A 12,176-nucleotide genomic window follows, 5' to 3' on the forward strand; every position below is an offset into this window, starting at 1 on the left:
TGCAACATACCTTTTTCTTGCAATCGTTCCATTTTTTATAAAACTGTATCTACTTCTCTATTTCTCACTGTATTGAGAAAGTTTCTCCGCGATTTCTTTAATAAACGCTTCGCTATTCAGCACGACTGGATTCGGAATCGATGTGATCATCGCAAGATCCTTCGTCATCTTTCCAGACTCGATCGTATCGAGCGTCGCCTGCTCCAGCTTTTCTGCAAATGCTGTCAGTTCTTTATTGCCATCCAGTTCTCCTCTCTTTTTCAACGCACCTGTCCATGCAAAGATAGTAGCTACCGAGTTTGTAGAAGTTTCTTCTCCTTTTAGGTGTTTATAGTAGTGGCGCTGTACTGTCCCATGTGCCGCCTCATACTCATAGTAACCATCCGGAGATACCAGCACGGAAGTCATCATGGCAAGAGATCCAAATGCGGAAGATACCATGTCACTCATCACATCACCATCATAATTTTTGCATGCCCAGATAAATCCTCCTTCCGATTTCATCACACGTGCCACAGCATCATCAATCAACGTGTAGAAATATGTAATACCTGCTTCCTGAAATTTTTCCTGATATTCTGTATCATAAATTTCCTGAAAAATGTCTTTGAACGTATGATCATATTTTTTTGAAATGGTATCTTTTGTAGCAAACCAGAGATCCTGCTTTGTATCCAGCGCATAGTTCATGCAACTTCTCGCAAAGCTTGTGATTGACTCGTCAGTGTTATGCATTCCCTGTATAATACCCGGTCCCGAAAAATCGTGGATCAGCTCTCGCATTTCAGTGCCATCTTCTCCAGTATAGACAAGTTCTGCCTTTCCAGCCCCCGGAATCTTCATCTCCACACCTTTGTACACATCTCCATAGGCATGTCTCGCCAGTGTGATCGGTTTCTTCCAGTTCCGAACACACGGCTCAATTCCTTTTACAACAATCGGCTGACGAAATACCGTTCCATCTAACATAGCTCGGATTGTCCCATTTGGACTTTTCCACATCTCTTTCAGATTGTACTCTTCCATTCTGGCAGCATTCGGTGTAATCGTCGCACACTTTACGGCAACCCCATATTTTTTTGTTGCATTTGCAGACTCTACTGTAACCCTGTCCTCCGTTTCATTACGGTATTCCAACCCCAGGTCATAATATTCTGTCTTCAAATCCACATAAGGCAAAATCAAATGCTCTTTGATCATCTGCCACAAAATCCTCGTCATCTCATCGCCATCCATCTCCACAAGCGGTGTCGTCATCTGAATTTTCTCCATAGTAAGTTCCTCCTTCCACAGCTCCATCCAAAACACTTGAGAAATATTCTGAATATCTTTTTGAATTTCAAATTATTCTAAATATTTTACATTTTAATACAGATTATGTCAATAATTATTTGCTCTTTTTCCTTTTGTTAGAAGATTTTTGTTTCATAGTATCTTAAAAATACTTTTATAGGCAAAAAACAAGGATGTTCATAGGAACACCCCTGTTTTGTCTATGTTTTCAATATAATTTCACAAAAACAATCGTTAGTCTTCTTTTTTGATTTTCTGAAGTTCCGTATTGATATATGCCATTACAGCCATCTTCTTTTCATCTCCACTGTTTGCACCCATATCCATTGCCGGACGGTCTCCCATAACTTCAAGCATCGATTTCTTAATATTAATTCCCATCGTACTGCTGAGACCATTTAACAGAACCTGGCATGCCTCTGTATTCTTTAAAATATCTTTCACAAGATCTTTCAAAGAAAAATATCCTTCTTTAAATTCCATCGGACGTACTACTGATAAATCTACATTGTCAAACCAGTTTGTTACACCTGCTACTTTATCATCTTCGCTTTCTTCAAAAATATAAGATGGATTTGCCTCTGCAACCTTTTCCAGAGTGATTGTATCCGTACAATTTCCGGCTTTTGCCACAATTGTTGTAAACCCTTCCTGTAACGGTACATTTTCAAATGTAAACACTTTATTTCCTGCCTGTTTCTCAATTACCCTTCCGCCGATAGAAAGTGTAACTTCCGGACAATTCGTGTAAACTTTGATTGTCACAGTGTCTGTTGTACGCTGTGCATAGCGCTTGCTGCAAATATGAACAAATTCTTCCTCTGTCCAATATGCCTTATACAGGTAAAATGCATCTTTGCGGATCAGACGATCAATTGTCATAAGACCTTTGTTGTTACGTCCTTTGACACCACCTTCATTTCTTGCATCACATCCAAAATCAAACATATTCCATACATGTGTTGCCCAAAGCCACGGACGTTCCTCAATGATTTTCGCCATATGCTCATGGTACACTGCCTGAAATTCTTCGCTGTAATCTCCGCCTTTTGGATTATCATTATGATATGTTGTAATTCCTTCGCATCCATATTCAGAAATTCCGATCGGTCTTTCTGGGTGCATCTCATGGAACGCATCCAGCCATGCCTCATTATCTTCCAGCTTTCCGCCATACCATCCGAAATAATGGTTATAACTTACCACATCGGTAATGTCATTTTGCTCATTTTCCATCGGAAGGTTGGACACTTGAGCCATCGTTGTCATCCTTGTATCATCCAGTTCATGGACAAGCGCATGTAGATCTTTCAGATTTTCTACCAGTCCCGGCACTTCTCCTCCAATCGTAATCTCATTTGAGATACCCCAAAAACAGATGGATGGATGATTAAAATTCTGGAAAATCAACTCTCTCATCTGGCTTCTGCAATTTTCGTGGGCATCCGGATCTGCGTTCATCGCTGAAATAAACGGAATCTCTGCCCAAATAATAAATCCTGCTTCGTCGCAAAGATCATAAAAATCCTGGCTGTGCTGATAATGTGCAAGGCGGATAGTATTTGCTCCCACTTCTTTGATCAACAGAATATCTTCGTAATGCTCCTCAAATGTCAATGCATTTCCAAGATCATATCTATCCTGATGTCTGGATACTCCGCGAAGCGGCATACTTTTTCCGTTTAAGAAAAATCCTTTTTGCGGATCCACTGTATATTCACGAATACCTATTCTCGTTTCAATTTCATCCAGTACTTCATTGTGTCGTACCAGTCTCGCAGAAACGGTATAAAGATATGGATCTTCGACTCCCTGCCACAGATGTGCATCAAGAAGCTCTACAGCTACCTGTGTCTCCTGTGTCGCCGGACGAACTGCAAATACTTTTGTCTCTCCATCTTCATCATAAATCTCAAACTCTACACGGTCACCTTCCAAAGGATTTGTCACATAAGAATGAATATCTACAAGCGCATTCTCTCCTTGGATTTTAGAGGAAACTTTGATACCCGGCGCTCCATAATAATCCAGGTCAAAGTGAGATTCATTTACAATCACGAGATTCACATCTCTGTACAGACCTCCATAAAATGTAAAGTCTGCCATCTGCGGATAAACATTTGATTTCGGTGCATTGTCCACGCATACGGCGATCAGATTTTCTCCGTTTTCATCTAATTGCTCCGTGATATCCGCACGGAAAATGCTGAATCCACCTTCATGACTGCACACTTTCTTTCCATTTACATAAGCCGCGCATACATTTGCTGCTGCCTGGAATTCCAGGTAAATGCGGCTATGCGGCTTCACTGTATATGGCCCTAATTCCTTTACATACCAGCAGGCTCCACGATAGTAGTCCGAACCCCCATCTTGCCCGTCATACTGGTTCCATGTATGTGGAAGATCGACTACTTCCCAACTTTCTTCGCACGCGGTTGGCAGTTCTTTCTGCTCTTTACTGAAATACCATCCTTCATTGATATTAATAATTTCTCTCACGTTGCTTCCTCCTTTTTCTTTCAAATGACTTATTCGGAAAGATTCTTCTGAAACTCCTTAATTCTTTCTTCTTGGTATTTTCCTGAATATGTTCCTGAAAGGAATTTTTCCAGTCCCTCTGACAGAAACCGCTCCCAGGAACTTTTTTCCTTTTTCACCAGAATCGGATAGTACAGCACTCCGTTGTCCTCCGCCGCTTTCTGGTCTCCCGGTGCATCACCAATCATCAGTACATGGTCTTTTTCATACCCTTTCTGTAAAAGCTGACCGATACAGTAAGCTTTTGTTCCTGCATCCTGCGCCAGCATAATGTCCGTATGCTCAATCAGGTTATGCCTTGTCCACTCTTCTCTGACTGCTCCTGCATTTGCAGAAGACACAATCGCTACATCTGCTGCAGCATGAGCAGCTGCAAGTCCTGCTTTCGCACCTTCAAATGGAAGATTTTCCTCTTCCGGAAGATTTTTAATTGCCACATTAACCCGCTCTGACCACTCCAGCGCCATCCGAAGTGACTTGCTCTCTTTCTGAGCAAGCACGTCCTCAATCGCACGGTTTGAAAGTTCTTTTGTTATTTCTGTCCAACGAAGAAATGTCTCCAGATCATCAATCTGCACATCATCGTAGGTTTCCTCTGCCTCTTTCAATGCGATCGCAAGTCCTTTGAACCGATTGATCCCTCTTGTCATTGTATAAAGATTTATTTCATTCCAACGTGCAAGAAGCTCTTGTTCGTGAGCATGGAGTCCCCAGACTTCGATCATACATGGGCCAAAACAGCGAAAATGCTTGATATCCATTGTATCCATTGCGCATCCGTCTGAATCGACGCAGATTAAAAAGTCATGTTTTCTTTCAAAAGAATCAAATATCGTTGACATCTATGCCTCCTAAAATCCGAAATACTCCATTGCGTTATTGTAACAAATATTTTCTACCATTTGTCCGAGGAATTCCATATCTGCCGGATATTCTCCATTCTCAACAAGATTTCCGATGTAGTTGCAGAGGATACGGCGGAAGTATTCGTGTCTTGGGAAAGAAAGGAAACTTCTTGAGTCTGTAAGCATTCCAACAAATGCAGACAGGAGACCAATCTGGCTCAATACGTCTAACTGTGCTTCCATACCGCGTTTCTGATCAAGGAACCACCATGCAGCACCAAACTGTACTTTTCCTTTGCAGGAACCATCCTGGAAGTTTCCAGCCATACTTGCAAGCATCTCATTATCTTTTGCATTCAGGCAGTAAAGGATTGTCTTTGGAAGTTCTGCATTGTAATCCATTGCATTTAAAAGTGCGCTTAATTCTTTTGCATAGCAGATATCATCGATAGAGTCAAATCCTGCATCCGGTCCTAACTTTTCAAACATTCTTGTAGAGTTGTTACGAACTGCTCCAATGTGAAGCTGCATTGTCCAATTTCTCTTGTGATAATGGCTTCCTAAAAATACAAGAACGTTTCCTTTAAATTTCTTGATCTCTTCTGCTGTCAGTTTCTCCCCTGCCAATGCTTTTTTAAAGATTGCATCTACTTCTTCTTCAGATGCTTTGATGTAGAGATTTTCATCTAATCCATGGTCGCTGACACGGCATCCAACTTCTGCAAAGTAGTTAATTCTCTCTTCCAGTGCTTTCTTTAATGTTTCGATGGAATCGATCTCATATCCTACAACTTCTGAAAGTTTTGCAATATATTCTGCAAAATCAGCTTTATCGATTCCAAGCGCTTTGTCCGGACGGAATGTCGGAAGTACCTGAATTTCAAATCCATCTTCTTTTAATGCTTTGTGGTATCTCAGATCGTCTGCCGGATCATCTGTCGAGCAAAGTACTGTGATATTCATCATGCGGAGAAGATTTCGAACAGAGAATTCTTTTGTATTGAGCATTTGGTTACACTTTTCGTAAATCTCTTTCTCTGTCTTCGGGCTTAACGGCTCTTCAATTCCAAAATAACGCTGCAATTCCAGATGTGTCCAGTGATACAGTGGATTCCCGAATGTATATGGAATTGTTTCAGCCCATTTGCTGAATTTTTCCTGGAAAGAAACTTCCTTTCCTGTCACATACTCTTCCTGGATTCCGTTTGTCCTAAGTGCACGCCACTTGTAGTGATCTCCCCCAAGCCAGATTTCTCCGATGTCGTTAAACACTTTATCTTCATAAATTTCCTGTACATTTAAGTGGTTATGGAAATCACAGATCGGCATTTTTGCCGCATGGTCATGATATAATACTTTTGCTGTCTCTGTCTCTAAGAGGAAATCTTTATCCATAAATTTTTTCATTTTTATTTTCTCCTTATCCTATCTTTTTTGTGCGCTCTGGAAGATTGTATGCTTGCCAAAGCATCTGTCATTTCACTTTTTCTATGATAAAGAACGCCAATGCAGAAAAACAGACTCTGCATGTTCTTCTGCATTGGCAATGTGTCTTTTCTATCTGATTACTATTATACGCCTGAGTAAGCAGAGAACCCTCCGTCTACCGGAATTACTACACCATTTACGAAGCTGGAAGCATCTTCGCACATTAAGTATAATAAAGTACCGATCAACTCTTCTGATTTACCAAAACGATCCATAGGTGTGTTTCTTAAAATCTTCTCTGTACGTGCTGTCGGTGTTCCGTCATCGTTAAATAATAATTTTTCATTCTGTTTTGAAACGAAGAATCCTGGTGCGATTGCGTTGCAACGAATTCCAACTTTTGAGAAGTGTACTGCAAGCCACTGTGTAAAGTTAGAAATAGCAGCCTTTGCTCCGCTGTATGCAGGAATCTTTGTCAGTGGTGTAAATGCATTCATGCTGGAAATGTTGATGATGCTCGCACCTTTTTTGTCCATCATGTCCTGAGCAAATACCTGTGTTGGAAGCAGTGTGCCAAGGTAGTTTAAGTTAAATACGAATTCTACTCCAGAAACATCAAGATCAAAGAATGTCTTCATCTGATTTAAATCTTCTTTGTGGAAGAATTCATTGTCTGTTGTTGCTCTCGGATTGTTTCCTCCTGCTCCGTTGATCAGGATGTCACATGTTCCGAAATCTGCAAGGATCGCATCTCTTGCTGCTTCGATGCTTTCTCTCTGAAGTACATTACATGCATATCCTTTTGCGATTCCTCCGTCTTTGACGATTGCTTCAGCATTTGCTTTTGCTGCTTCTTCGTTCAGGTCAAGAAGCGCAACTTTCGCTCCTGTCTCAGCAACAGCTGCTGCGAACATAGAACAAAGTACACCGCCGGCTCCTGTTACAACTACTACTTTATCTTTCAGATCAATTTGAAATGGAAGTTTCATATTTTTCCACGCTCCAATCTTTTTATTTTTTCGAACTATTTGTCTAATTTATCAAGGGTTTCCCAGATTCCTGTCATATACATTGCACCTAATGCTCTGTCATACAGTCCATATCCCGGTTTTCCAGTCTCTCCCCAGATCATTCTTCCGTGATCCGGTCTTAAATATCCTTCAAATCCAGCATCGTGATATGCTTTTAATATTTCAACGATATCTAATGATCCACACGGAGAATAGTGCGCACTCTCCTCAAAGGATCCGTCCTCCAGAATCTTAACATTTCTTACATGAGCGAAGTGAATCCGTCCCATTGCCGCATATTTTTTTACCATCTCTGCGTAGTTGTTAAATGTCGCACATCCAAGACTTCCGCTGCAAAGTGTCAGTCCGTGATGTTTATCATCGTAGAGACTTAAGAAACGATCAATGTTCTCCTCGCATGTAATGATTCTCGGAATTCCAAAAATAGACCACGGTGGATCATCCGGATGAATTCCCATGTTGACATCAAATTCGATTGCTGTAGGCATGATCTCGTTGATGAAATAAGCCAGGTTCTCCCACAGTCCTTCTTCACCAAGATCTTTGTACGCCTGGATCAGCTCTGCCATCTCTTCTGTTGAGTAGGAAGAATCCCATCCCGGAAGAGCCAATTTTGTCGGATCCATCTGTGCCACATGCTCTTTGTAGTATACAAGTGCGTTAGATCCATCCGGAAGTTCTCTGTCAAGCTGTGATCTTGTCCAGTCAAATACTGGCATGAAGTTGTAACAAATGCACTTCACGCCTGCTTTTGCAAGACGTCTGATGTTCTCTTTATAGTTCTCGATATACTGTTGATAGTTTCCTCTTCTCAACTTGATATCCTCGTGAACCGGAACACTTTCAATCACTTCCATCTCAAGTCCTTTAGCTTCTACCTGAGCTTTCAATTTCAGAATTTCTTCTTCCGGCCATACTTCTCCGACAGGAACACTGTAAACAGCTGTCACGACACCTGTCATTCCCGGAATCTGACGAATATTGTCCAGAGTTACCGGATCGTCTGGTCCATACCAGCGAAATGTCATTTTCATACACATTTCTCCTTTCGTTTCATTTATATATTTTATTATGCGTTATAAGGAACGCAAAATATCTCTTCTCGTACCGACAGGCAGCCATATTGCTGACTGCCGGATGTATCTAGCGCAAATTATTTTGCTGCTCTTTTATCTAATTCTTCTCTGATTTCTTCCAGTTTCTTCTTAGAAAGAGGATACCAGAAAATCAAGATCAATGCAATGATAAGATATCCGATTGCCGGAACACCTGTTGCCACCGCATAGATAGAGTTCTTTACAGCTTCTGTCTGGTCAATACCTGCACCTGACTGATATCCGATCAGTGCAAGCGCATATCCGCCAAGTCCTCCTGCAAGAGCCTGTCCAAGCTTTCTTGCAAAAGAGTAAACGCCATAAACAGTACCACCATCTTCAGAACCTGTCATCACAGTCTGGTAATCAATGATGTCTGTGATAAATGCCCAGATCATCAAGTTAAAAAGACCGCTTCCAAGGTTTCCTAATAAAATGATTCCGCAGAATACCCATGGATTTTTAATCTTTGCAACAAATAAGAATACATATACTGCAGATGCAAAAAGTAATGCCACACTAGATGCTTCTTTCTTTCCAAATCTCTTAGTAATTTTACCAGAAAATGGAGCTAAAATCAATGTACATGCAGTACCTAATAAACTTGCAATTGACATTGCCTTTGTATTTTTGAAGTAATCCTGATACAGATATACGTTCATAGACTGTGCAAGAAGCATTGCAAGAAGTAATACGATTGCCGCAACAATGATAGATACGAGTGCACGGTTTCCAACAAGTCCTTTTACAAGGTCTTTTGCAGAAGCCTTCTTTTCTACTGTTTTTGTCTCTGTCACAACACGCTCTGTAGACCATTTGTAACAGATTGTGTAGCAGATGAATGCACATACAGCGAAAATAAGTGAGAGAATAAACATACGCTCCCCAACTAATACCTGATTTCCCGCCTCATCTTTTACGTATACGATCATCGGCGCTACGAATCCAACGATAACTCCTGCAAGTGCTGCACCCACGCTTCTGAATGTAGAAAGCTGTGCACGTTCTACCGGATCAGTAGAGATTGCGGAAGCCATAGAACCATATGGGATATTGATTGCTGTGTAACAGAAGCTTCCCCATAAAATGTAAGTTACAAAAATATAGACAATCTTCAGTGCATACGGAAGGTTTGCTACCCATGGAATAAATACAAGTACTCCCGCAAGGATTACTGGAATACGCATTCTTCTGATCCATGGACGGTATCTTCCTTCCTTTCCAGGTTTGGAACTATCTACAATTCGTCCCATTCCAATATCTGTGAACGCATCAACAAAACGCGCTACTAAAAACAAAGTTCCTACCACACCTGCGTTGATTCCCAACACGCTTGTGTAGAACACCATTAAAAATTGACTAATCAGAATAAAGAAGAAATCGTTACCAAAGTCTCCACACATGTAAGCGATTTTATCTTTGATTCCGAAAGGTTGATTGTTGTTTGTTGAACTTGCCATTGTCATCCTCCTAAAATCTTTTTCTTTCGGCATGTTTTGCTTTTTGTTCCTCTCCCAGCAACAAGCAGATTTTGGTATACACCTGTGTAACTGTCGGATGGGCAAAAAGACTTTTAGCATTCGGTCTGTCCTGACCTTGTTATTACTTTAACACATATTTTTTTTGAGCGAGAGTAGAATTCTCATTGATTTTCGTACTATTTTCATGTATTTTATTATTATATAGAATAATTTTAAGGAGATGAGTATGAAACAACCGAATATTTTTGCATTCCTCACAGACCTTTTGTACGCTACACTCAAAGTGCACTCTGCCGTCCTGATACCTCCATTTGAATCTTTGGAGCAGATTGACTTCGGACTGCGCAGAAAGATTTGGAGCGATTTTGACTACCAGACTCTACTCTACGGAGCACCAAATGTAACATTTGATAATTCTATTTATTTCATGGAAGATAATTTTTATTCACATTATATCATTTTTAAGCACCCTGAGATTGCCAACAGTTATTATTATGTAGGCCCATTTCTCACCCGAACTGCGGACGATACCTTTCTTTCGGAAATTCTTCAGAAAAATCAGCTTTCCGAAAATATGCGTGATTCGCTCCGTACTTACTATGACACAATTCCACAGTTGGAAATGCGAACGATGATCGCCACACTCAACACAATAGGCAGTTATCTATACGGCGGCCCAGAATCTTACCTTGTCCATTTCATCACTGAAAACTGGGGAACAAATGACGTAAGCTACGAATCTTCTTCCACGCCGGAACTCTATCTTTCCATGGATGTCATGGAAGAACGTTACCGGATGGAGAACGAACTTCTAGAAGCGATTTCCAGAGGAGACCGGAGAAATGCACTAAAGTCTTTTCACGCATTTAGCTGCACTCGCTTTGAGAATCGGACAAAAGATCTTCTGCGTGATGCTAAGAATCGACTTGTAATCTTAAATACGCTGTGCCGAAAAGCAGCTGAAAAGAGTTTTGTCCATCCTATCTATTTAAATGAAATTTCGACATCTTATGCCTTACAAATTGAAGACTCTTCTTCTGTTGAAAATTTAAATGCCTTGATGCTCGATATGATCCGGAGATATTGTCTGCTTGTTCAAAATCAGTCCATGATGAATTATAGCCCCGTCATTCGCAAAGCATTAAATTATATCCATTTTAATTTGCATCATCCACTCTCATTAAAATCAATTGCAGAAGTGCTGAATGTAAATCCAAACTACCTGTCAACCATTTTCAAAAAGGAACTTGAAATTACATTGACAGAATTTATCAACCAGCAAAGAATACACATTGCAGTGAAATTATTAAATACCACCGATCTGCAAATTCAGGATGTGGCATGGAATGTAGGAATGAATGATGTCAATTATTTTACCAAACTGTTCAAAAAGGCGGTTGGTGTAACCCCAAGCTGCTATAAGAAAAATATCAAGCGGACCACACCTTATGATAATCAACCTTCATCTATCACACAGATTTTAATATAACAATGGAGCGGGAATTTTTCAATCCCGCTCCATCTATCTTTTATTCTTCTGTCGCAAACAATGCATTTACAAACTCATCTGGATCAAATTTTTGAAGATCCTCGATATGTTCTCCGACACCAATATATTTCACCGGAATGCCAAGTTCTGCCTGGATTGCCACAGCAATTCCCCCTTTAGCTGTTCCGTCTAATTTAGTCAAAACAATTCCTGTAATATCTGCTGCTTCTTTAAATTCTCTTGCCTGTGCGAGCGCATTCTGTCCGGTTGTTCCGTCCAATACAACAAGTGTTTCACGATATGCTTCCGGAAATTCCCGGTCAATGATCCGATTGATCTTTTTTAACTCTTCCATCAGATTTTTCTTGTTGTGCAAACGCCCTGCCGTGTCACATAGCAGTACATCCGCCTTTCTTGCTTTTGCAGCCTGTACTGCATCATAAACAATCGCCGCCGGATCTGCTCCTTCCTGACCTCCGATCATATAGGCATCTGCTCTTCTCGCCCACTCGGTAAGTTGTTCCCCTGCTGCTGCACGGAAAGTATCTGCCGCTGCTAAAACAACTTTCTTTCCTTCTTCTCGAAGTTTTCCTGCAAGTTTTCCAACTGTTGTCGTCTTTCCAACACCGTTTACTCCGATGACAAGAACAACGGAAGTACGATTTTCAAATTCATATGCCGTATCTCCGATGCTCATCTGCTCTTTGATACTGTCAATCAGAAGCTGCTTGCATTCTGCCGGCTCCTTAATATGGTTCTCTTTTACCTTCGCCTTCAGATCTTCAATGATCTGCATCGTCGCATGGATTCCCAAGTCTCCCATGATCAGTATCTCTTCCAGTTCTTCATAGAAATCTTCATCAATACTTGAAAATCCATTAAAAATGCTGTCAATTCCTGATACAATGTTATCTCTTGTCTTTGCAAGTCCAGATACCAGTCGTTTAAAAAATCCTTTTTTTTCTCCCATATCT

At 40.7% G+C, this 12,176-nt stretch carries 9 protein-coding genes; 1 reads left to right on the plus strand and 8 read right to left on the minus strand.

Translation table 11 applies throughout. From position 1 onward, the window contains the following. Positions 1-57 precede the first annotated feature (57 nt). From ACGG81_RS07730 to ACGG81_RS07760, 7 genes are all read right to left on the minus strand, one after another. Positions 58-1,272 carry an NADP-dependent isocitrate dehydrogenase gene (locus tag ACGG81_RS07730; RefSeq protein WP_009261953.1) on the minus strand — a complete coding sequence of 405 codons (1,215 nt, stop codon included), beginning with the start codon at positions 1,270-1,272 and terminating at the stop codon, positions 58-60. Positions 1,273-1,527: 255 nt separating this feature from the next. Further along, complete coding sequence (locus ACGG81_RS07735) at positions 1,528-3,795, minus strand: glycoside hydrolase family 2 TIM barrel-domain containing protein (RefSeq protein ID WP_390107691.1); 2,268 nt, start codon at positions 3,793-3,795, stop codon at positions 1,528-1,530. A gap of 29 nt (positions 3,796-3,824) precedes the next feature. Then, a complete protein-coding gene (locus ACGG81_RS07740; RefSeq protein WP_270196095.1) occupies positions 3,825-4,676 on the minus strand; it encodes an HAD hydrolase-like protein in 852 nt (283 codons plus the stop codon). 9 nt (positions 4,677-4,685) lie between these two features. After that, positions 4,686-6,086 carry a glucuronate isomerase gene (gene uxaC, locus ACGG81_RS07745; protein WP_009261957.1) on the minus strand — a complete coding sequence of 467 codons (1,401 nt, stop codon included), beginning with the start codon at positions 6,084-6,086 and terminating at the stop codon, positions 4,686-4,688. Positions 6,087-6,250: 164 nt separating this feature from the next. Further along, positions 6,251-7,096 carry an SDR family oxidoreductase gene (locus tag ACGG81_RS07750; RefSeq protein ID WP_008975409.1) on the minus strand — a complete coding sequence of 282 codons (846 nt, stop codon included), beginning with the start codon at positions 7,094-7,096 and terminating at the stop codon, positions 6,251-6,253. 35 nt (positions 7,097-7,131) lie between these two features. After that, entirely contained in the window at positions 7,132-8,172 is a 1,041-nt protein-coding gene (gene uxuA / locus ACGG81_RS07755) for a mannonate dehydratase (protein ID WP_009261958.1), read from the minus strand. A 119-nt stretch (positions 8,173-8,291) separates the two neighbouring features. Further along, entirely contained in the window at positions 8,292-9,692 is a 1,401-nt protein-coding gene (locus ACGG81_RS07760; protein WP_009261959.1) for an MFS transporter, read from the minus strand. 247 nt (positions 9,693-9,939) lie between these two features. Between ACGG81_RS07760 and ACGG81_RS07765 the strand changes: the two genes are divergently transcribed. Next, positions 9,940-11,202, plus strand: coding sequence for a helix-turn-helix transcriptional regulator (locus tag ACGG81_RS07765; protein ID WP_390107695.1), 1,263 nt, complete (start codon positions 9,940-9,942; stop codon positions 11,200-11,202). 40 nt (positions 11,203-11,242) lie between these two features. Here the strand turns inward: ACGG81_RS07765 and ftsY are convergent, their stop codons facing one another. Then, positions 11,243-12,172, minus strand: a complete 930-nt coding sequence (ftsY, locus tag ACGG81_RS07770) for a signal recognition particle-docking protein FtsY (protein ID WP_009261961.1) — start codon at positions 12,170-12,172, stop codon at positions 11,243-11,245. Positions 12,173-12,176 lie beyond the last annotated feature (4 nt).

The sequence above is a fragment of the Faecalimonas umbilicata genome, assembly GCF_042846195.1.
GTDB classification, from domain to species: Bacteria; Bacillota; Clostridia; order Lachnospirales; family Lachnospiraceae; genus Faecalimonas; species Faecalimonas umbilicata.

Bases quoted from the DNA above. Each gene is read 5' to 3' on its own strand.
- ACGG81_RS07760 (WP_009261959.1), bottom strand. From the start codon at position 9,692: ATGGCAAGTTCAACAAACAACAATCAACCTTTCGGAATCAAAGATAAA.
- uxuA (WP_009261958.1), bottom strand. From the start codon at position 8,172: ATGAAAATGACATTTCGCTGGTATGGACCAGACGATCCGGTAACTCTG.
- ACGG81_RS07765 (WP_390107695.1), top strand. From the start codon at position 9,940: ATGAAACAACCGAATATTTTTGCATTCCTCACAGACCTTTTGTACGCT.
- ACGG81_RS07740 (WP_270196095.1), bottom strand. From the start codon at position 4,676: ATGTCAACGATATTTGATTCTTTTGAAAGAAAACATGACTTTTTAATC.
- ACGG81_RS07750 (WP_008975409.1), bottom strand. From the start codon at position 7,096: ATGAAACTTCCATTTCAAATTGATCTGAAAGATAAAGTAGTAGTTGTA.
- ACGG81_RS07730 (WP_009261953.1), bottom strand. From the start codon at position 1,272: ATGGAGAAAATTCAGATGACGACACCGCTTGTGGAGATGGATGGCGAT.
- ftsY (WP_009261961.1), bottom strand. From the start codon at position 12,172: ATGGGAGAAAAAAAAGGATTTTTTAAACGACTGGTATCTGGACTTGCA.
- uxaC (WP_009261957.1), bottom strand. From the start codon at position 6,086: ATGAAAAAATTTATGGATAAAGATTTCCTCTTAGAGACAGAGACAGCA.